Annotated in this window: 16 protein-coding genes and 1 other annotated feature; of the genes, 7 read left to right on the forward strand and 9 right to left on the reverse strand. The window is 38.8% G+C overall.

Translation table 11 applies throughout. From position 1 onward, the window contains the following. The first annotated feature begins 59 nt into the window (after positions 1–59). On the forward strand, positions 60–965 hold the full coding sequence (locus tag AC1VU3_RS06975; protein ID WP_482983170.1) for an AEC family transporter: 906 nt from the start codon (positions 60–62) through the stop codon (positions 963–965). A gap of 98 nt (positions 966–1,063) precedes the next feature. Then, positions 1,064–1,807, forward strand: coding sequence for a polysaccharide deacetylase family protein (locus AC1VU3_RS06980; protein ID WP_480389739.1), 744 nt, complete (start codon positions 1,064–1,066; stop codon positions 1,805–1,807). Positions 1,808–1,882: 75 nt separating this feature from the next. Here the strand turns inward: AC1VU3_RS06980 and dacB are convergent, their stop codons facing one another. Continuing rightward, the gene (gene dacB, locus AC1VU3_RS06985) at positions 1,883–3,361 is read right to left on the reverse strand and encodes a D-alanyl-D-alanine carboxypeptidase/D-alanyl-D-alanine endopeptidase (protein ID WP_482983171.1); all 1,479 of its coding nucleotides are present in this window, start codon (positions 3,359–3,361) and stop codon (positions 1,883–1,885) included. 122 nt (positions 3,362–3,483) lie between these two features. Beyond that, on the reverse strand, positions 3,484–4,737 hold the full coding sequence (locus AC1VU3_RS06990; protein ID WP_482983172.1) for an erythromycin esterase family protein: 1,254 nt from the start codon (positions 4,735–4,737) through the stop codon (positions 3,484–3,486). 409 nt (positions 4,738–5,146) lie between these two features. Beyond that, positions 5,147–5,387 (forward strand) — a binding site (T-box leader). 61 nt (positions 5,388–5,448) lie between these two features. Here AC1VU3_RS06990 and AC1VU3_RS06995 point away from each other — a divergent pair. From AC1VU3_RS06995 to AC1VU3_RS07005, 3 genes are all read left to right on the forward strand, one after another. Beyond that, positions 5,449–6,660 carry an MFS transporter gene (locus AC1VU3_RS06995; RefSeq protein WP_482983173.1) on the forward strand — a complete coding sequence of 404 codons (1,212 nt, stop codon included), beginning with the start codon at positions 5,449–5,451 and terminating at the stop codon, positions 6,658–6,660. 194 nt (positions 6,661–6,854) lie between these two features. After that, the gene (locus AC1VU3_RS07000) at positions 6,855–7,514 is read left to right on the forward strand and encodes a TVP38/TMEM64 family protein (RefSeq protein WP_482983174.1); all 660 of its coding nucleotides are present in this window, start codon (positions 6,855–6,857) and stop codon (positions 7,512–7,514) included. A 28-nt stretch (positions 7,515–7,542) separates the two neighbouring features. Next, positions 7,543–8,280, forward strand: coding sequence for a metallophosphoesterase family protein (locus tag AC1VU3_RS07005; protein WP_482983175.1), 738 nt, complete (start codon positions 7,543–7,545; stop codon positions 8,278–8,280). Positions 8,281–8,342: 62 nt separating this feature from the next. Here the strand turns inward: AC1VU3_RS07005 and AC1VU3_RS07010 are convergent, their stop codons facing one another. The 5 genes from AC1VU3_RS07010 to AC1VU3_RS07030 all read right to left on the reverse strand — a co-directional run bounded on the left by AC1VU3_RS07010 (position 8,343) and on the right by AC1VU3_RS07030 (position 15,466). Continuing rightward, entirely contained in the window at positions 8,343–11,456 is a 3,114-nt protein-coding gene (locus AC1VU3_RS07010) for a hypothetical protein (protein ID WP_482983176.1), read from the reverse strand. Continuing rightward, positions 11,456–12,877, reverse strand: coding sequence for a glycosyltransferase family 2 protein (locus AC1VU3_RS07015; protein ID WP_482983177.1), 1,422 nt, complete (start codon positions 12,875–12,877; stop codon positions 11,456–11,458). The genes AC1VU3_RS07010 and AC1VU3_RS07015 overlap by 1 nt, the downstream gene beginning before the upstream one ends. A gap of 3 nt (positions 12,878–12,880) precedes the next feature. Next, positions 12,881–13,921 (reverse strand): HEAT repeat domain-containing protein, encoded by a 1,041-nt coding sequence (locus AC1VU3_RS07020; RefSeq protein ID WP_482983178.1) that lies wholly within the window; start codon positions 13,919–13,921, stop codon positions 12,881–12,883. Continuing rightward, the gene (locus tag AC1VU3_RS07025; RefSeq protein WP_482983179.1) at positions 13,918–14,772 is read right to left on the reverse strand and encodes a response regulator transcription factor; all 855 of its coding nucleotides are present in this window, start codon (positions 14,770–14,772) and stop codon (positions 13,918–13,920) included. Before AC1VU3_RS07025 ends, AC1VU3_RS07020 begins: the two co-directional genes overlap by 4 nt. A 190-nt stretch (positions 14,773–14,962) precedes the next feature. Then, complete coding sequence (locus AC1VU3_RS07030; RefSeq protein ID WP_480389749.1) at positions 14,963–15,466, reverse strand: flavin reductase family protein; 504 nt, start codon at positions 15,464–15,466, stop codon at positions 14,963–14,965. 136 nt (positions 15,467–15,602) lie between these two features. Here AC1VU3_RS07030 and AC1VU3_RS07035 point away from each other — a divergent pair, with 136 nt between their 5' ends. Beyond that, positions 15,603–15,929 carry a YflT domain-containing protein gene (locus tag AC1VU3_RS07035; RefSeq protein WP_480389750.1) on the forward strand — a complete coding sequence of 109 codons (327 nt, stop codon included), beginning with the start codon at positions 15,603–15,605 and terminating at the stop codon, positions 15,927–15,929. Between the two features lie 524 nt (positions 15,930–16,453). Continuing rightward, positions 16,454–18,592, forward strand: a complete 2,139-nt coding sequence (locus AC1VU3_RS07040; protein WP_482983180.1) for a type IA DNA topoisomerase — start codon at positions 16,454–16,456, stop codon at positions 18,590–18,592. Between the two features lie 516 nt (positions 18,593–19,108). On the opposite strand, the gene AC1VU3_RS07045 is transcribed toward AC1VU3_RS07040, so the two are convergent. Further along, positions 19,109–20,155 (reverse strand): DmpA family aminopeptidase, encoded by a 1,047-nt coding sequence (locus AC1VU3_RS07045; protein WP_482983183.1) that lies wholly within the window; start codon positions 20,153–20,155, stop codon positions 19,109–19,111. A 15-nt stretch (positions 20,156–20,170) separates the two neighbouring features. Continuing rightward, the gene (locus AC1VU3_RS07050) at positions 20,171–21,559 is read right to left on the reverse strand and encodes a bifunctional metallophosphatase/5'-nucleotidase (RefSeq protein ID WP_482983181.1); all 1,389 of its coding nucleotides are present in this window, start codon (positions 21,557–21,559) and stop codon (positions 20,171–20,173) included. Positions 21,560–21,665 lie beyond the last annotated feature (106 nt).

Genomic DNA, 21,665 nt, shown 5'->3' on the forward strand with positions numbered 1-21,665 from the left:
TTTAGGTGATCAATGTATTACGAATATCGAAACATTACTTGTTGTTGGAGGTGCTTTCTATGGATATGTTTTTGATTATTTTACCCGTGTTTATTATCTTCTTCATAGGTTTTGTTGGACAAAAAATAATCGGCTTTGATATTAAATCTATCTCTACCGCTGCCCTTTATTTAATGTCCCCTTTTCTAGCATTTCGAACGTTCTATACAAACGAGTTAGACTTAGATTATTTATACATATTCCTATCCTGTGTACTTCTAACAATCCTTCTTCTTCTAGTTGTTTGGTCTATTAGCAAAGCGATGGCTAGTAATCGAACACAATTTTCGGCCTTAGTACTATCTAGCGTATTTCCGAATAGTGGTAATTACGGAGCTCCGGTTGTATTGTTTGCATTAGGAGCTGCCGGGTTTGATTATGCTGTCATTATTATGGTTATACATGGACTAATGATGAATACAGCAGGAATCTTTTTTGCCTCTTTAGGTGGAGAGAACACTACTGGTTCAAAGGAAGCATTACATAGGGTTTTAAGAATGCCCTTACTTTATGCAGCACTTTTGGGTATTTGCCTACAGCTTTTTTCTGTAGCACTACCTAAACCTATTATGGAAGGAATTAGCTTAGCTGCTGATGCTTCTATTCCAACGGTTATGCTTGTACTTGGAATGCAGCTAGCTGTTATATCTAGAAAAAAAGTGGATTATCGTTTTGTCACAGCTGCCACACTGATCAGAATGGCTGCTTCACCACTATTAGCCGGCGTAATTATGTATTTCATGCCAGTCTCGGATTTAGTGAAAACAGTTTTTATCATACAGGCTTCCATGCCAAGCGCAGCCAATACAACGATGCTTTCTCTTCAATTTGGGACAGAACCAGATCTTGTGTCCTTCACTACTTTTGTTACAACTATTATAAGTATTCTATCCATTCCTATGCTTTTATATTTCTTAGGAGTGTGAAACCAAAAACCTTTATTCCATTGCATAATTCTAACCTAGGTGTAAACAATACAAGAAAGATGTGCGGAAAATTTCCGCTTAGGTAGGAGGTAACAGACTTGAAGTTATCCACGTTCTTCAAGATAGCTGTCTTCTTTGTATCGCTTTTATTTGTTGCTTACACAGCTTTTGCCACAGATAAAGGCCGTCCATATTACGAGGAACATGGGTATGTAATGTGGGAGATTAACACGGAAGAAAAAGTCATTGCGCTCACATTCGATGATGGCCCCCATGAAAAGTATACTCCCCAGGTATTAGACTTATTAGAGAGGTACGAGGCAAAGGCAACTTTCTTTGTTATCGGAGAAAGTGCAGAGAAGTACCCGGATCTCATTTTACGAATGGGAGAGGAAGGGCATGAAATAGCAAATCACACCTATTCTCACCCTTTACATGTAACTCCATCAGAGCTTCGAGAAGAACTAAAGAAAACGAATGATATTATCCAGGGTATAACAGGAACGTATCCTGTTTTTTATCGACCTGTTGCTGGTGCTTACAATGACCAAATTATTAATACCGCCATTGAAGAAGGCTATCGAGTAGTTTTGTGGTCTTGGCATTTAGATACAGAGGATTGGAAAACTCCTGGAGTGAAAAAGATTGTAAATAAGGTTCTGAAGGGTGCCTCACCTGGAGATATTGTGTTATTCCATGATGCAGGAGGAAATAGAACACAAACGGTCAAGGCGCTGAAAGAAATCTTAATTGAATTAAAAGCACAAGGATACCGTTTCGTTACGGTTTCAGAGCTAGTAGAAATACAATCGTTCAACCAAAATCCTTTAGAGGAAAAATAACACACCATTATGAGTGAATTCTCCGAACAATAAACAACGGACTGGAAATTGTCGTACTCCAGTCCGTTGTATTTTTTATCTATGATTTGTAATTGCTGTCACTATCCTATCAATGGAAGGAATGGTAGTAGCCTTATTATCTTGCGTAAGAATTGTAAAGATTAGAACTTCTCCACCTTTTGTTTTGGCATAGCCAGAAAGAGCCTTTGTATTTTTCAGACTGCCTGTCTTTGCAAATACATTTCCTGCCGCTGGGGCTGCGTTTAAGCGATAGCGAAGCGTTCCGCCAGCTAATCTGTTTGAGTTTCCCGATATCGGCAGACTCTTGTAATAAGTTTTATACCACGGCTCCTTTTGAATTAAATAAAGAAACTCGGATAATTCATTGGAAGTAAGCTTATTAGAGTATGACAATCCAGAAGCATCTTCAAAGCTCCACTTTTTACTATCCAAACCAATAGAATCAATATATTCCCTCATAACTCTTAAACCACTACCCCAGCTACCCTTCCCATACTTTACTCTTCCCATTTCCTTAGCAAGCACTTCTGCATGTGTATTATTACTTAGCTTCATATATGGAATCATTAAGTTCTTTAAAGGCATAGACCGACGTGAAGCAAGCACCTTTACATTCTTCGGAGCCTTCCCACGACTAATAGTCGGATATGTAACAAACTTTATCCCCTTGTCCGTTAACGCACGCTTAAAAATATCTAAAGCATACATAGTAGGATCCGTGACAGATATCCATTCTTTTTTACCTGATGTTCCGATTGGAGCGTTTCCAGTAATAATGACGTTATTGGTTCCAACCTTCCTAGTAATCTTTAGTGTATTTTTGCTTCCCTTAACAACTGTTTTGGAACGGTTGACGACCTTTAAAACTCCTGTTTTTGGTGTTAGTTTTACTTGCGTGGGCTTGCCATTTGAAGAAGGCTTCGCTTCTACTATCACTGATCCAGCATCATAGTCAGCATTTGGAGAAACAGTCAGAGCGGAGATTGGGGCAGCGTAATAATAAGGCTCGTCCTCTGGTAAAATTCCTGCAGATAACCGAACATTATCATACCAAGTATCATCTCCATAGAGATTACCGCTTATCTTTTTTATCCCTCTGTTGCTGAGAGCTGTAGCAAAACTATCAAAGCTACTTTTTAATAAGGTAGGATCTCCATGACCCTTCACGTATAAATTTCCTTTTAATACCCCTTTTTCAATTTTCCCATCTGTGGAAACTGTAGTGGAGAAACGGTAATTCTCTCCTAATGTCTCTAGCGCCGCTGCACCGGTAAGCAACTTCATGGTCGATGCCGGCGTGACTCCTCTGTCAGCATAATATTTATAAATTACTTTTCCATCTGACGCTTTTCGAATAGTAATACTGGAAGTAGCATTTTTCATTCTGCTGTCAGATAGGACATTATCAATCTGGCGTTTCAGACTGGTATAGGAGGACGCTGCCTCCACGGGCTCCTGAGTTGGAATAAATATGGAACTACTAACCATAACTACAGCTATCAAGCTTACTATTGCCTTTCTCCAATTTTTCACTTTTCATACCTCCTGATGGAAATTTTTTCTTTCCGTTAGTTTAACATGTAAAATATCAGAAAAAATAATCGAAACAGAAATATTGACAGAAACCGTTCTATTTTCCTATCAGGAGGCACTAATTACAAAGCTTTTAAAGGAGAAAGAGCTTTTGTCTTGTCTAAATATATAAATGAATCGTACCTATCACTAATTTTAGATGGAACGTAATTTCTAAAGGCTTCTACATCCGGACGATATACGACACCGATTGCTCGGTGACCAATCCAATCATTAAAAATAAGATGATTGTCCGGATGAAATATTAACAGTTTATCCGCAGACCCAGCTCGATGAAGGATATCCTCCCAGGAATTCTCCTTGGCAGGTGGTACAGTCATTGTCTTATAAGGAGCACCCCATTCTTCTGACGCGATAACTGTCCCTTCATATGTTCCAAAGCCTATTGCAAAGACATCCTCTTTTCTGTTCTGTTGGCGAAGGATTTGGCCAACATTTATCATGCCTGCTGGTCCCATATCCGTTGCAGATGCATCTCCAATATGAGAGTTATGCTCCCAAACGATGATTTTTGCATCCTTCCCGTGATAATCCATTACTTCGTTAATGATTTCTACCATGTGCTCATCTCGAATATTCCAAGAATGCTCATCGCTTGAAACCATCTTCCGATAATACTCTTCTGCATTACGAGCAACCAACGCATTTATTTTCACATTCAAGTCAGCTTCCTCTTCAGCAGTAAAATTGTCCTCATGTGCCCGTATAGTCTTAAGAAGCTTGACTACTTCATCTACACATGCTTCCGTAATATTTAAAGAAGAAAAGGCGTATGTCTCAGGATGGCGATTGAATGGTTCGAAACAGGAAAGCGCTCTTTTTGCATATTCTAGCTCTATCCCACTTGGGTCAGTTCTTCTAAGAAAGCTTATGACTTCCTCTAGTGACTCCCAAAGACTATATACATCGATTCCATAGAAGCCCACTTTTTTATGTTTATTTTTTTGATTGAACTGCTGAAGCCAATCTACCAGTTGTTCGATTTCTTCATTTGCCCACATCCAAGTGGGCCATCTCTCAAAAGCCTGTAGTACCTGTTTGGCTGACTTTGAATCTTTGTCGTAGCCTTTTATGAATTTATTCACACGTTGACTAGCTGGCCAATCTCCTTCAACGGCAATTAAGTGAAATCCCTTTTCCTCAATTAACCGTTTAGAAAGCTCTGCTCTTGTGGTATAAAACTCTGAGGTGCCATGACTTGCCTCACCAAGCAGTACTATACGGGCATCTCCAATTGCGTCTAAAAGGGGAGTTAAATCCTCGCTGTTCCGCAAAGGGTATGCATATTGTTGGACTGCATCTATTACATGCTTCATGTTTTCACTCCTTTTTCAATAGGTTGAGATAATGATGGCTTTTTATTCCTCTTATTAATCTAATCTGCAGAAGCAGAGGCTGGAACAATAAAAATGAGAAGCTTTTTTACATATGATTAGAATCATATGTGCCTAATTCTGAGAATCTAGATTCTTCGCTGTATCGGCCAACAGGATGTTGATCAGGAAAATGTTGTCATACGGCGTGACGATCTAGTTTTCCATCCTCATGGTAAGCCAGCACCCAGTTCTTACAAGAGTGGCCGATTTTACTCATATCACTAGAGTTACTTACTAAAAATCAATGTAAAACAATAAATACAAAAGCACATAATCCCTCAAAAAGGTTTTTCCCGGCCAACCAAAAAAGTATTGGCAATTTTGATTCAAATTGGTAAGATAGGTAAAATGAAAAGCGATGATGAGAAGAGTAAGCACTCCAATCCTTCCAAGAGAGTTCCGGTAGCTGAAAAGGAACAAGGAAACGTTTGCCGAAGCAAGTCTCTGAGCTGCACATAGGATTAATTCTTATGATTATGTGCCAGGAGCTCCTGTTATAGAGCTAGAGTATCTTTGTACTCGAAAAGGTGTTGCTGGCGACAGCAGCACAAACTGGGGTGGCACCACGACATGTTAATCTCGTCCCCAAGACAATAGTCTTGGGGGTGGGATTTTTTATTTTTACTTAATAATCATGTCGGAGGGATTGCCATGTTGAATACAACATCTTGGAAAAAGCCTGCAATATATCTTACCTCAGTTGGTATAGCAAACATTGGAGGCTGGATTTACTTACTCGCATTAAATTTACTTATATTAGAGAGAACGGGTTCCATACTTGCAGTTGCCGGCTTGTACATGATTAAGCCTTTTGCTAGTATGCTTACTAGTCTTTGGGCTGGCTCTATAATTGATCGAATTTCTATAAAATATTTAATGATTACTTTAGAGGTTGTTAGAGCAATCCTTGTATGCTTTCTTTTGTTGGTAGACTCACTCATCACTGTCTATTTGATTGTCCTATTTATACAAATTGCTTCTGCCGTTTTTGATACCTCAGCTTTTACTTATATGACAAAGCTGATTAGTGTAGAAAAACGAATGAGATTCAATGCACTTCTAAGCTTTGTTCAATCCGGTGCGTTTGTAACTGGACCGTTAGTAGCCGGTTTGTTATTTCTTTCTCTATCACTCGAAATGTCTCTCCTTGTGAATGTCATTATTTTTCTGGTAAGTGGGGCACTTCTTATACCCTTGCCCAATTTACGTAGAAATGAAACTTCTTCTCTAGCGCAGCTATCTATAGGAAGTCTTGTGGAGGATTGGAGAATAGTTTGGAGATTCAGTTTAAAAGCTCTTCCCTTTTTACTCATTTACATGGCTTTTCAAGGGGTTATGCTTCTTACTGCAGCAATCGATTCCTTAGAGGTGGCCTTTGCTAAGGAAGTTTTGTACTTATCGGATGCCTCTTATGGTACTTTGGTAAGTATAGCGGGAGTGGGGTATCTTCTCGGTGCAATAAGCTTAAATCTAATTGTTCACCGACTTAACGCTAATCAACTTATGGTCTTTGGCACCTTTTTTATCTCGATTGGATACTTAATTTATAGCTTTTCCACCACCTATTTTGCAGCTAGCATCGGTTTTTTTACCCTTTCCTTTTTTCTCTCACTTGCAAGCACTGGTTTTTTAACCTTTATACAAGATAAAATACCAGAGGAAATGCTAGGAAGGATTACAAACCTATATAATGGAATATCTAGTATCATTCAAATTCTTGCTATCGTTTTATTAAGCACCTTTGCTCATTATTTTTCTATTAGAACCGCTGTTATGATTGGTGCGATATGCATGCTATTCACTACTCTTTTAATTGGAAGGTATGCACTACGGGCTAGATTGTCAGCTCCTAGGGCATATTAATAAAAAGGAGAGGCTTCATGATTTTGAGCTGTCTCTCCTTTTCATATCATTTGAATAACCGACGAAACATAAAATAATAAGATGAATGATGTGGTCTATCGTGTGAAACACACAAATTTTTACAAATCTACAAAGAGTGCTACGATAGTGGTAATATCCCCACGAGCATGAAAGCAAAGGAAAATAGGTGACGCATGAGAAAACGATGGATTATCTTAATAGGAGTAATTTTAGTCTCGCTGTTTGCTTTGACTAATCAAGAGCTGATAAAAATACTTTGGAGTGGAGATGTAGAAGCAGCAGAGAATTATTTAGATCGAAATGTTGGATATGCATTATTCTTTATGGCATTAGTAATGATTATCCAGAATTCCTTTACTGTATTTCCATTGATTTTAGTTATCACTATAAACATTGCACTTTTCGGCTTTGTGAACGGCTTTTTATGGAGCTGGTTTACAAGCATTATTGCATCCGTTATTGTCTTTTATAATGTCCGATACATTTTTCAGCAAATTTTCCTTAAAAGAGTAAACGAAGAGCTAATAAAAAAGGTAGATGCAAATGGCTTTGCCTATGTATTTCAAGCTAGACTCTTTCCTTTCGTTCCTACTAGCCTTGTCAATATACTCGCCGGTCTTAGCACAATGAAAATAGCTCCCTTTACACTGGCTACTATAGTAGGAAATTTTATTTACTTCTTTATTTTAGCGCTCATTCCAGCTGGAATATTATCTTCTGAGCTAGATGAGTATGTCATTTTAGGAATCATTTTTTTATCGGCAATAGGCTACTATCTATATAAACGGTTGATCCATCGAAGAAAAACAGCTATAAATTCGGAAAACAAATAAATCTAATCATATATAGAGGTGAATACGATTGAAAATCGCCATTCTTACTGATATACATGGGAACCAGCTAGCCCTAGAGGCAGTGTTAGAGAAAATTGAAAGAATGGAAAACGTACAAGAAATTTGGGTTCTTGGAGATATGATTGCTATGGGACCCGACACGAACGAAGTGTTAAATACCCTTTTCTCAAGAAAAGATGTAAAAATAATAACCGGCAATCACGATGAAGCAATCTTATCTCTTCTTTCTAAGGAGGGTCATCCAGAAAGCTATCGGCATACAAGAGAACACCATAAATGGATTGCGAACCAGCTTACCGAAGAAAACCAAACACGACTTCAAGCATTGCCAAGAGTTATTCAAAGAACAATTGGCTCTACCCGTATCATCGGTATTCACTACCATATAGAAGAGGATAAACGCTCAGCCCATATTAAAGATGAACCTTTTTTCTCTATTCAGGAAGCCACGCTAGAGAACATGGAAAAATTGTTCGGAGATTATCCGGCAGATATTATTTGCTTTGGACACCATCATCCTGAGCACTTCTTTATTCATAGAGGAAAAACTTATCTGAATCCTGGGGCATTAGGTGTATCAAAGGATAATAAAGCATCATTTGCCGTGATTGACTTTAGCCAGAATCACCCGATTCCGGAGATTCATCATGCGATTTATGATAAAGCAACTTTCCTCCAGAGATTAGAGGATTTAAAGGTTCCACAACGAGAAATATTACGGAAGCTATTTTTTGTTGGAGAATAAATAGAAATACATACAAAAAGCAGGAGAGTTTTTTTTAAAAATCACTCCTGCTTTTATAAATTCTAATACTTTTCAAACAGCTTCTTCACTATATAATAGGACTGCTTTAAGCGCTCTGTTGATTGGGGAGTATCCCAGTTATCCCAAGTATAAGACTTCATTGGAGGGAGAATATTCTCTTCCAAGCTTGGATAGGAATCTACCACCTCTCCCCTTTCATTCACAAACAGGGCACCTATAAAAATCTCTTCCACAAACTTGCTGGCTTCTATCCCATCTCTATATAGATCTCCTGTAAACTCTTTTTGACTAGGATCCTTTGCTCGTATCAAGAGCCACGGAAGACGTAATTCAATACCATTTTCTCCAATATAATAATCTGCAAGAGAATCGTAGTCCTCGTGGGAAGGGTTCCCGTTGCCCTTTTTTAGTTTACCTGCCTCATATGCCTCAAATGGCAAGGTTTGTTTTTGCTGAGGTAAATACAGTTCCTTATTTAAAGCATATCGTTCTTGCGTGAATTCCCCACTGTTATTCGTAGGGGTCTTTGGCTTGGGCTTCAGCATATTAAGCTGATGGCCATATTGGTACGAAAAGAAATCATAGTAACGATCGACAAGAAGCCTCGAGTCGTCTCCCTTAATCGGAATAATAAATTCTATCCCATTGGTAAGTGTTAGTCCTTCTATATCACTGATCCTCTCATTTCCTTGATCAGGAACCACGTCTAACAGAAACATCGGATACCCTGCTTGGTCTACATCATAGTCCAAGCGTATATAGAGATACCTTTCATCATGGTCCACATACAGCCCATTTAGAGCAGAGCCACCTTGATATATCGACTCCACACTCCAATCCTCTAGACTTCCGTCTACCTGGACCTTGTGACGATCAAAGCTCAGTAGACCAAACTGCTGTTCATTGGTTTGCGCATTAGACCAGTAAGGACGTCTATCGGGGTTATCATAATCTACCGTATTCCATGTTCTCTTAAACCACTCATCCTGCCAGGTGAAGATTAGACCACCCAATAAGTTCTCTGCCAGTATGTCTTCAAATAGACGAGAAACAATCTGTCCTTGCTCTTTTTCAGATAGAAAGCCTTGATTCCAGCCAAAAGGATTCCTATGCGTAAGACCCCTAGATGCCGGCACTCCAAATTCCGCTATGAGGATCGGTAGGCGGTGAGCTGCGTGTAGCTCTTGCAAATACGCTGCATAGCTGTTATTTTCACCACGATGATCCTTAAAGGTCTGATACACTTCCTCATAGTTAAAGAAGTCAGGATAGTACGGGTAGACGTGATAAGAAGCGAATTGCTCGGGTATCGTCATTTCATTTTTCGTATAAATGACATTTGGATCAACACTTACTAAGTCCTCTTGCTCAGCAGGTTCAGCTGGATGATCCAATAAATCTGTTGTCACCCAATTTGTAAAGCTCATTGGTCTAATCCAGTTATATTTATCCTTTTCATACTTCGTTATATAATCCATTTGCTGAGCTAACCAGTGCTCAAATGGCTGTGCATCTTTTGTCTCAAAATATTCACCATTATAATCACCTAGTTCGGGATACTTCTTATTTGTCTGTAACACCATTTCTGGATACCACTCAATTCCTAAAACCCAGCCTACTACGTATGGCGATATATCTGCATTATAAACTCCAGAGGCATGTCCCGGGTTCGCTTGGACTGTCTTGTTTCCATGAATCACATCAACAATTGTCTTCATTTCCTTTTGAAAATCCTGTAGGTTTTCTTTTTCAAATGCGTCTAAACTCTCTACTAGCTTCTCTTCATTCATCCAAACTCCATGCAAAACATATATTTTATTGTCATGCTCCTCATTATACTGCTTTAATGCTTTATAAAAGCCTGGTGGGTGCAGTGTATATACCCTGATCATATTCGCATTCATTTCCCCGATATATGTAAACCAGCGATAATACTCCTCTTTTGTGATAGCAGCTTCTCCAGGAAAATAACCGGGTTTCCCCATTCCTAGGTTTACCCCTTTGACAGTGATAGGCTTCCATTCTCCTTTCTCCCATATTTCAAAGGAATTTTCCTTTATTCTTGCATTGTACTGTAGTTCCTGGCTCATTTTACTCTCCTCTGCCTTTGGAAGCCCATCTAATATCACCTTCATCATTGGGACATAGGTTGACCAATAAAAAGCGTTATCTGAATATCTCTCCAGCAGCCTATACAGACTTGCCAGTCCTTTCACCTGATAAAACTCAGGGACACTTGCAACATCATTAAAATCTCCGGCAAAGTAATAGCTGATCGATGTTGCATGTGCTCTTTCAAAAACAGCAGCAAATTCCAACGGTATACCTTCCTCATTTAATAACTGCTCGCCTCGTTCTGTAAGATTCCAGTCATAGGTAGCCAGTATTTCGGTGCCATCCTCAGGCAATACAATATCAAACCAATAGTTATAATCAGGGCTTTCTTCTAGCCCAAAGCGATCCTCACCTTCTTTTGTAAAGGATAGGCGTATTCCGTTATCATTCAGATGTTTTTCCTCTAATACAACGATGCGAGCGGATTCGTTCTGCACCAAAACAAACCCTTTTCCACTAAAACCCCAGCTTCCCTCATAGCCTTCAAGCACCCAATTTGGAAGCTCTTCATTTTTTTTAGGATCTAACTCATCAAAATACCGTCCAGTCCAGCCAGTCCAGGAAAGCCCCAAATAGTCCTCTACTTCCTTTCTCACTTGACCGTTCGTAGGAGAAGCAAAGGTATTGAATTCTGCAACTAGGATGCTCGGCGCTTGATCATTTAAACGAGAAACTATATGGTTCCACTCTTGAGCCTCTATGCCTCCAGCCACTTTTTGAGATTGTTCCCCGTAAACACCGTACGTATCTGCTAGATAGATTACATCATAGCCAGAATAATCTGTAGGAAGCTCTCTTTGCTCCCTGTCTGGATGGTAGCCATAATAATCGGTAGAAGCTTTATATTCCTCGCCATTGTTTGTATACCTCAAATGATTTAATAGCCAAGTAATACCTAGATGCTCCCGGTAGCTCTCATCTGGTACCGTCTTATCAATAATTGCTACCTTTAAATCCTTCCCTTGGTCTAGAAACCAAAGCAATACAGGGGCAATTAGCAGGAGAACAAGAACAACTCCTACAAGATAAAACTTCTTCATCACTGCAACTCCTTCTGGGAAAGCCCTTTTCTTTGCATCGTTCCCCATACATTTTTTCCAAGTAGGAAGTGAAGGAAGCCTTCACATCGCCAGATTAATGTTAACGGCTTGTACCAAAAAATTTCGGTTAATGCTAGAATGATTAGCCGTATAACATCTCGAATTCTCGGAAATGTTCTTGTACTCCATGCTTCCAATAAAATTGCCATGGCAGAAAATATAGCACCGTATATGACAAATAAAAGAGTTAACAGAATGGCTAGCTCAAAATAAACGCTGCCCATAAAAAATGCGACAATAATATATATATACCCTAATAGCTCTATAACTGGGCCAAAGCATTCTACCAGCCAAAAGTAAGGAAAAGAGACCATCCCAATTCCTCCATACTTAGGATTCAGTGTCATCTTTCGATACTTCCATAGACTTGTAATAAGTCCTTGATGCCACCTTCTTCTCTGCTTTCTGAGCGTACCTAAATCCTGCGGAGCCTCTGTCCAGCAGACTGGATCTGGTACAAACTCTATTCGATTTTTCGATCTCTTTTCCTTAAGCAGTTTATGAAGCTTTACTACTAGCTCCATATCTTCCCCGATATTATACTTTGTGTAGCCTCCAGCATCCACTACCCATTTTTTAGAGAACACACTAAAGGCCCCTGAAATAATTAGCACCAAATTGAATTTACTTAATGCAATACGTCCCATAAGAAATGCTCTTAAATATTCCACTACTTGCATGACAACTAAGTAATTCGATGAGAGCCCTGTTTTAAATATACTGCCAAGCTGTATATCTGAGCCATTGGCTATTCGAATATTTCCCCCTGCGGCAATCACGTTTCCATTGGAAAGAATAATTGGCTTCATCACTCTTAAAAGAGAGGTTTCTTCTAAAATGGAGTCTCCGTCTATTGAGCAGAAATAAGGATACTTTGCCACATTAATACCTGCATTTAGCGCATCTGCCTTTCCCCCATTTTGTTTATTTACCAAAAGGAGATTTGGGTGGATATCCGATATATAAATATCTTCAATAGGCTCTGTAGGAATTTGCTCCCGAATGACTTTATTCACCTTTTTCATCTTGAATTGTTCTATCACCAATGAAGAGGTGTTATCTGTAGAACCATCGTTAATTACCAAAAGCTCTGTAACTGGGTAGCGCAGGCTCAATAGGGAATGAATGCTTTCGATAACTCCGGCCTCCTCATTGTATGCCGGGACAATGATAGACACCGGCTTCGAATAGATTGCATCTATATAGTCATCGTCTAATTCTTCCTTATCCAGCTTCGACTGTTTCTTCAGCTGTAGAAATGCCATGATAAGCATCGTTCCATACGTGAAAATCACTGCAATCATATAGAGAAAGATAATGGCTGCGAATAAAAGCATGCAGGTTTCTATGAATTTATCCATTTATTAAACAAGTCCTTTCCGAAGGACCTCATATGCCATATCTATTGCATATGGATCTTGGGAGGTTTTTATATATTCCTCTAAAAAATGTTTCCCTTGTTTATCCTTCATAATGGATTTTGCTGCTTGTGCTCGAACTAAAAAAACAGGATCTTCTAAGAGATCTTTTAAAAAATTTTCAGTGTGGGATAAAGGAAGGATAGATAGTAGTTTAGCCACCATTAATCTTTCCTCCCATACGTCTGATTTGGTAAACTGCGAGTAAGGGGAAAGACTCTGAATCGCTCCTATTTCAACAATAGCTTTTAGCGTTCTTACTCTAACTTCTGTGTCAGAGTTCTTTAGATTTTTCTCTAGATACGGTATAAACTCTAATTCTTTCTTTACCCCCATTGTATCTATCAGGGAATACTGAAATGTAGGTGGCAACTCATCGAATTGCTTTACTAATATATTTAAGAGCTCAGGAGAAATGGATAGCAACAGTCTCTTATACTCATATTCTGAAAGCCTGGTAAAAGAATCGAGTACCTTTTCTAAAAAAAGCGCCGGATTAAATAGAGACATAATTCTCAATAACTGAAAAAGCTCTTCTTGAGAAACTTTCTTTTCCATTAGCCTCTTACAGTCATCTTGTAGCTTAGTTATTTGGAAATCCTCTATCCGAAACATGGCATTCATTCTATTGCTCCAGCTTCTACTTTTTAACTGTTTTCGATAATGATCATATAAATAGTCATTGGAAAAAGAACTTATATTCTTTTGAATAGAATCATTCGATAAATTTTTTAAATACGCAACGAAGATTTCCTCAATACCAGCTATCTCTTCTTTACTAGTGGGAAGAAGGGTAGGTGTTAATGGTCTATTTTCTACCAAGTAATCATTCCAAGCGTCTATTGTCCTTGAAATATATGCTTCTCTTATAGTTAACTTTTTTACTTGTTTCCATCTTCTATAAGCTAGATAAAGTCCGATTCCAATTAATAGGAGAAATAATATAATGATTACCATGGTTACTATGTATATAGTTAGTCTAATCATTGCCATAGCCTCTCAAGGGTCCTTTTCACTTGCGCTTCAAATAAACGAAGATTAAACGGCTTAGTCAAATAAATATCTACTCCTTTTTCAAAAGCATATACCATATCCTCCTCTGACTTTCTCTTCGTCATCATAAATACGACGAACCTTTTATGGTTTGGGAGCCCCCTTATGGTATGCAAAATTTCCAAGCCATTTTTCTTAGGCAAAATATCATTCATAATAATTAGATGTATATGGCTAGACTGATACCATCCGGATTGGAGAAACTCATACCCATCTGAAAATGTTCTAATGTCTAAATCAAAGGGCGAAAAAGACAATTTTTCTAATGACGAGTTTAATAGATGCTGAAAAATGGTATCGTCCTCTAGAAGGCTGACCTTAATAAGCTGCCTTTCTTTTTTCTTGAAAATATCCACTCTCTCGATAGTCCAATTGCCTTTCTCTTTTGCAATGGCCAAGACTCTTTTTCCAGTATTAAGTAACTCATCGAGTTCCGTTTTATTGTTTCCTATCTCTATTACACAGCTAGACATTTTTGCTGCAGAATCTTCCAGACCCTTAAATAATCTAGTTATGAAGGCAATCGCCTCTTCTTCTCCACTTCCCGGTAGGATTAGGCACCATTCAGAAGTCGACTCCAACTGGAACAGAAAATCTGTCTTTCTAATTTTCTGGGCTAAATATGCTTGCAAATCCTCTAATTCACCTCGCTTATCAAAGGAGGCTATTAAAAAAACGGCCGTAATAGTAGATCTAGCACGTACCACATTCGCTTTTAATACATCAAAGAATTGAATGATCTGTTGCTTACTATCTAATGCTTGTTCTTTTAGAGAAAGTATCATCCTACTCGCCCCTTTTCTGACCAGATTAACTATTTATTAACCTCTTACCCCTTTTCGCATTATCTATAAACAAAATTTTACAACTCTTTTCATTTTTTAATACAATTGGAAGAGCCATACCTATTTTATGTAGTAAAAAAGACTGAAGAAAATTCACATACAAATGAATTTCCTTCAGTCTAAGCTACCTTTATTTTTCATTATAAAACGTACGAGGAATCGGACCAATCGTTCTCTTATGGTATAGCAGAGGATTTTTAGCTTGATTATCAATATCTATTACTTCACCAATGATAATAGTATGGTCTCCCGCTTCTACTCGTTCATATACCTTGCATTGTAGGACAGCCAGACTGCCCCTAAGTATTGGTAACGAGTGCACAGACTCACTCCATGTACAATGGTCAAACCGATTCTCTACTCTACTAGAAAATAGCTGGCAAATATCACCTTGTTCTTCAGACAAGATATTAACAGCGAACCGTTCAGCCTTTTGAAAAGCATCATAGGAATATCCCCGTTTGTCAATTGACCACAGGATTAGTAAGGGCTCTAAAGAAACGGAGGCAAAAGAATTTACCGTTAGTCCTATCGGCTCTCCATTTTGATCCATAGTGGTAACTACTGTAACGCCTGTAGGGTAATTACCCATTACTTGCTTAAATTCATCTATTCTATTCCTTCCAGAATCCATCCCAAATCGCCTCCTTCTTTATTCTTTTATCATATCAAACCATTCGTGAATCGGTCACTCAATTACTTTCCTTTTGTTTAAATACCGTACAAGAAGGGTAAATATAAAGTGAAGAATAAAAAATGGAGGGGTTTTTATGACAGTAAAATTAACTGTAGAAAACGCAGTACAGGCTAAACAAGAGGTAGAACGTTTAGAAGCTGAAGGATATTCAAGAGACCACATCCACATTTTTGCTCACTTTAAAGAGCGAGCAGATGATATCAACGATGCCTTAGACACAAAGGATGTCGGCATAAAGGAACAAGGCTTCTTAAATTCCATGAAAAATATGTTTACTTCTCGTGGTGATGAGCTTCGAAGTAAAATGGTTGCAATTGGCTTAACAACTCAAGAAGCAGAAGCTGCAGAAAAAGAGCTAGATAAAGGGAAACTGATTATCGTAGCTCATAAAAAAGACTAATACGTAGCTCTATCTAGTAGGTCTCATAACAGGAGCAAAAAATTAGGAACGAAAGAAAAGGGATTGTCTCATAAGTTTTCAACTTATGGTACAGCCCCTTTTTGCTATGTTGCACAGCTCCTGAAGTGTTCGCAAAGATTCCCTCTCAAGATCACTTTTCAGACAACCCCCTTTTTCCTACTTCTTTTTTTAGCATCCCTTACCTTCGATTGAGTCTCGTACTTGTTTCATCAGTTTCCTCTGTGCTTTCACTTGTTCTCGTGCAATCTTTACCAAATTCGCTTTATTAGTATCTTTTGATTCTGATATAATGGACATCTCCTTTGGTATTCTTCATTCTACTTAGCAGTAAACCTGCTTTTTGTAACATTATGCGTGAATTCTACGGTATGTTCCTCGTCTTTTTTGTTAGATGTCTCAAAAACAAATTTACTTTTCTCTTCCTTTCATTCAAACTATAATAAAGAATATACGTTCGGAAAATTCCTAGCATAATATTTGCAATCCATACATGGGGTGATGAATTGAAACCAGTAATTTTAGCTGAAAAACCTAGTCAAGCCAAGGCCTATGCGGACGCATTCAAAGTAAAAAAACATGACGGGTTCCTAGAAGTTTTGCCAAATGAAATTTTTCGTGAAGGTGCTTATATTACATGGGGAATTGGTCATTTAGTGGAGTTAAAAGAGCCGAAAGCCTATGATCCTAAATGGAATCGCTGGACCTTATCTAGCCTTCCAATCTTGCCAGAAAAGTATGAATTCCAAGTTGCAAAAGGCAAGTACAAGCAATTTAACATAGTAAAAAATCTGTTTAAATCAACAGATACCCTTATTAATGGATGTGATGTAGACCGTGAAGGCTCTAATATTTTTTATAGTATCTATCATCAAACCGGTACACGAGGTCACCATATAAAAAGGCTATGGATTAACTCATTAGAGGTAGAAGAAGTACGTAAAGGCTTTGCCAACCTAATGAACAACAAAAAAGATTTACAAATGTATGAAGAGGCGAAAGCAAGACAAATAAGTGATTGGTTGGTTGGTATGAATGCGTCTCGCCTCTACTCACTACTCTTAAAAGAAAAGGGCGTAAAGGATGTATTTCCGATAGGACGAGTACAATCTCCCACACTTTTTCTTATCTATCAGAGACAGCTTGAAATAGAACAATTTGTATCAGAACCATTTTTTGAGGTGGAAGCAACATTCACAAGTAGCAATGGAAGCTATAAAGGGAAAGCAAAAGCAAAGGAACCTAAAAGAGAAATAATCCTGGAGCTATTACAAAAGCATCACATACAACCTAATTCTCCTGGGGATATCACTTCCTTAAAAACCGAGGATAAGCGTATAGCACCCCCACAGCTACATTCTCTTTCAACCTTGCAGGCTACCGCCAACCGCTTGTGGAAGACGAGTCCTGCCAATGTTCTGAAAGCAATGCAATCGCTGTACGAGAAAAAGCTGGTGAGCTATCCAAGAACAGATTCTCGTCATATTACAACGAACGAGTTCGCTTATATTGCTGGGCAAGTAGAAAAGTATCAAGAAGTAATTCAACATCCCTTTCCTATTGCCTCTAGCTACCCTAAAAAAAGATATGTGGATAACTCCAAAGTACAAGAGCACTATGCTATTATCCCAACAAAAAAAATCCCTACCCCTTCTACCCTAAGCAAGCTTTCTCCTTTAGAAAGAAATTTGTATGAGGAAGTAGTCCGTACAACTATTGCCATGTTTCACAGAGATTATTTTTATACGGAAACAAAGGTCACGACAGAAGTAAATGGGCTACCCTTTTACACGATTGGGAAAACAGAACGGGATTTAGGCTGGAAGGAATTATTCCAATCTAGCAAGTCCGATAAAAAAGAAGAAGATAAACTTCCCATTTTACATCTTCATGAAAATGTGGAAGGTGAAATCGGAATAAAGGAAGGAAAAACTGTTCCCCCTAAACCATACACAGAGGGACAGTTAATCGCCATGATGAAAACCTGCGGCAAGCTTGTGGAGGATAAAGAAGAAAATGAAATTCTAAAAGAGGTAGAAGGCCTAGGAACGGAGGCTACAAGAAGCGGTATAATCGAAACAATCAAGCGTCATGGTTACATCCAGGTAAATAAAAACATTGTATCCATCACCAATAAGGGAAGGGTGCTCTGTCAGTCAATAGAAGGCAATCTACTTTCAAGTCCTTCCATGACCGCTAAATGGGAAAACTATCTACGAAAAATCGGTAATGGCGAAGGCTCTTCCGAACGTTTTTTAGAAAGCATCTCAAAGTTTATTAACAGTCTGTTGCAAGAAGCTCCTAGTGCGATTAAGTCAAAGGATATTGATGGAAGCACTGTGCCAGTTAAAACCTCATCAAAATATACAAAATTTAAACAAGAGCCAATCGCACCTTGTCCAAAATGTAAGGAAGGCTCAATTGTTGCTAGGAAAAACTTTTATGGATGCACCAACTATAAAAACGGCTGTACGCAAACCTTCAACGGCTTCTTTTTAAAGAAGAAAATTACTCCTTCCCAAATTAAGCTGCTTTGCACAAAAGGAAACACCAACACAATAAAAGGCTTTGTAGCAGAAAACGGCCAAACCTTTGACGCTAAGCTAATCCTAGAAGAAGGGAAATTAAAACTAGACTTTAAATAATTTGGTTCTTCACCGTAACTTGGGGTTGATTTCCGTTTTGGCTGGACGCTTTCCTGGGGGCGCGGCTTCAGGAGAACATCCTGTTGGCCTGCGGAAAGCCTCCGATGCAGCGGAGGACCTGAGTCCCATGTATTAATCCGAAGAAAGAGGTTGGACGAATTCCATTTCTTTCTTGATGAGTTAAATCCTTTTTATAATCTCTTAATCAACATTTAAACTTAGAAGGCAACACTATTGGTTCGTAGCAGCGTCGGCGACTCCAACAGGAGGAGGGAGACGGGTGAGCCATAGCAACGGCACGCTTTAACGTTCGGCTATGGCTCACCTGTGGGGAAGGAAAACTAAGAACGTCACATCGTGTGACAACGTTTTCCTGACCAACATCCTGTTGGCCTCCGACGCTGCGGAGAACCTTAAGAATCTCCAAAATAAGAATGCACTTATAATTCCTATCCTATGACAGTGCCATAAGCTCTTCTCCTTCGATTTTGACCCAGCCTCATTGTTTATCCCTTATCATTCAAACGGATATGGATAGACTACCTGCCCTTTTCTCCCTTTCGTCACGACTGCTTGAGATAGCGAATTTAAAATAGCCTCCTCTATAACCTCCGTTGCCGCCTGAAAAATGCTATTCATGATTGGGTGATCGTCTCTAAGCTCCTGTCGAGTCTCTACCATTTCACTGGAATTATGAGGAATTTTATGAGCAGTAGAAAAAGCAATAACAATATCTCCGCTCCCATTACTATAGTGACTCCCAGTTCGACCTAACCCGACCCCACATCTTTTAGCTACTCGTTTTAGCTGTCTATTACTAAGCGGGGCATCCGTGCCAATTACCATCATGATAGAGCCATCTGCCGGATTTTTAACGGTAGGTGTTTCATTCGCCTTATTTGATTCATAACGATAATCAAAAAACTCTTCCTTCTTCCCAAAGTTACTTACAATCAGGCAACCCATAGTAAAAGACGTTCCGCTCTTTTCATCCTGAATTATTCGGGATGAAGACCCCACGCCCCCTTTATAGCCAAAGCACACCATTCCCTTACCAGCCCCTACAGCTCCTTCCTCAGAGACATCTGTAGAAGCACGCTTAATTGCCTCTATTGCATGCTGGGGTTCTACTGGAAGTGAACGAATAGAATTTAAGTGACTATCATTGCATTCGCCAACCACTAAATTAATTGTCCCAGTGGTCTCACCTATATCACTGTTTTGTTCTAGCATGTATTGAAGAGTTCCTTGTGTCACTGCTGATATCGCAAAAGTATTTGTAAGCATAATTGGCGCTTCAATGACTCCCAGCTCGTCCACTTGTACCAATCCCGTCGTTTTACCAAAGCCATTTAACACATGACCAGCAGCAATTACTTTGTTAGCAAACAAATTATCTCCATGCGGTAGAATGGCCGTTACTCCTGTACAAGCATACTCATCATTCGGAAGAGGATAATCTAAAGTAACATGTCCAACCATCACCCCCGGGATATCCGTTATACAATTTTTCTTTCCAGGCTGTAATCTACCAATTTGTACTCCACGCTCGCGAATTTTCATCAGTTCCATTTTTTATTATCCCCTAACGTAAGATACTTCTTTCCACCTTTTTAGTAATGCATCCTCTATAAACTCAGGTTTACAAGCATATATACGAATTACGTCCTTTATTTCCTCAGGAAGATATCTCTCATTTCTATTATTAGCAAGGTCAGGATAGCCAGAACCTCGGTGGAGGTAATCAGAGCTTGCAACAGAATACCACTGCTCAGGATCTAAGAGCTTTTCATTAATAAAGACTTCCTTAATAGTTGTTCCACTATAAAGTATTTCCATTCCGGAAACATGCAGTCTTCCTGCAAATTTTCCACGAAACCCAGCCCCTCTTCCTTCTGCAAGGCAGACTTGATCGTCTAAGGATTGTTCTAATGCTGCTAATAGATGTTTCCCTTGAATTTCAGAGTAAGTCGGATTTAAAGGAGAAGGACAAGTTTCTATTAACTTCTTCCGAGAAACATATCGAAAAATACCATTGTTACATATTCCACTATTAATCAACCCAATATCTGTATCTAACATATCTCTCAACCCAGAGGCTATGAGGTTAGAAAGCGGGTTCTCTTCTACTACATCGTGCCAAAGCGGCTGTTCAATTGTGTATAAGGGTTTGCTTAACACCTGAATAGCCTTCTTTTTATTCATTTTTAAAATCGAAACAATTTCTTGATCCTCCAGCTCATCATTCGTTGAGATTGTTTCCGAATGAAGCAATGTAGTCTTTCCGTCTACTATCTCTACTTCTACTATCCCTACATGCTCTCCATAATTTCCTGCACTATTCATAATTGTTCCGTTTACAAGCTTTGCTTTAGGATATAGCTTATGGTCATGAGCAGAGATGATGATATCTATCTCATCTATTTCCTCTGCAAGTGGCTCATCAGCAAATGTCCCAACGTGACTTAATAGCATACAAAGGTCATAGGACCCCTTTCGGCTCTCTATTTCCTCTTTTATCGCAGCTGTATAATCCTTTATTTGTAGTCCGAGACCCTCACTAAACTCACCGAGATTTGGAGAAGAACCTGTAATCAGTATTCGCAATCCATTTTTAACTATTACAACGCTTTTACAAACACCATTTATCGCCGTGCCGTCCTTCTTAAAGATATTATTGCTGATAAAAGAAATCTTACTCGTACTCGCCATATGTTCTAATGTATCAATTCCGTTAAACATTTCATTGTTGCCAATCGTGATAGCATCGTATCCAACATTTTGTAATAGCTCAAGCGCTGCCACTCCCCGTGTGCCCTGTAGCTCTATACTTTTAAAATCTGCAAAATCTCCACCATCTAAAATGATAGAGTTATCATCCTTCAATCTCTTAATAAGAGTTACTGCCTTCTTAAAGTTTTCAAAATTACTATGTAGGTCATTTGTGTGGATAATTTTTAATTTCATCGTATCCTCCATATTTTTGTAATAAATTTAAACTTTGATTGGTGGGGTTTTCTTTCATCCCCACCAATCATTAGTTGAACCAATCGGGCTTTTAGGGACAGTTGAT

Source organism: Psychrobacillus sp. Z16_25 (genome assembly GCF_056856695.1).

Coding starts and splice junctions, on each gene's coding strand:
- AC1VU3_RS06975 (WP_482983170.1), top strand. CDS start 60: ATGGATATGTTTTTGATTATTTTACCCGTGTTTATTATCTTCTTCATA.
- AC1VU3_RS06990 (WP_482983172.1), bottom strand. CDS start 4,737: ATGAAGCATGTAATAGATGCAGTCCAACAATATGCATACCCTTTGCGG.
- AC1VU3_RS06995 (WP_482983173.1), top strand. CDS start 5,449: ATGTTGAATACAACATCTTGGAAAAAGCCTGCAATATATCTTACCTCA.
- AC1VU3_RS07000 (WP_482983174.1), top strand. CDS start 6,855: ATGAGAAAACGATGGATTATCTTAATAGGAGTAATTTTAGTCTCGCTG.
- AC1VU3_RS07010 (WP_482983176.1), bottom strand. CDS start 11,456: ATGAAGAAGTTTTATCTTGTAGGAGTTGTTCTTGTTCTCCTGCTAATT.
- AC1VU3_RS07015 (WP_482983177.1), bottom strand. CDS start 12,877: ATGGATAAATTCATAGAAACCTGCATGCTTTTATTCGCAGCCATTATC.
- AC1VU3_RS07020 (WP_482983178.1), bottom strand. CDS start 13,921: ATGATTAGACTAACTATATACATAGTAACCATGGTAATCATTATATTA.
- AC1VU3_RS07025 (WP_482983179.1), bottom strand. CDS start 14,772: ATGATACTTTCTCTAAAAGAACAAGCATTAGATAGTAAGCAACAGATC.
- AC1VU3_RS07030 (WP_480389749.1), bottom strand. CDS start 15,466: ATGGATTCTGGAAGGAATAGAATAGATGAATTTAAGCAAGTAATGGGT.
- AC1VU3_RS07035 (WP_480389750.1), top strand. CDS start 15,603: ATGACAGTAAAATTAACTGTAGAAAACGCAGTACAGGCTAAACAAGAG.
- AC1VU3_RS07045 (WP_482983183.1), bottom strand. CDS start 20,155: ATGAAAATTCGCGAGCGTGGAGTACAAATTGGTAGATTACAGCCTGGA.
- AC1VU3_RS07050 (WP_482983181.1), bottom strand. CDS start 21,559: ATGAAATTAAAAATTATCCACACAAATGACCTACATAGTAATTTTGAA.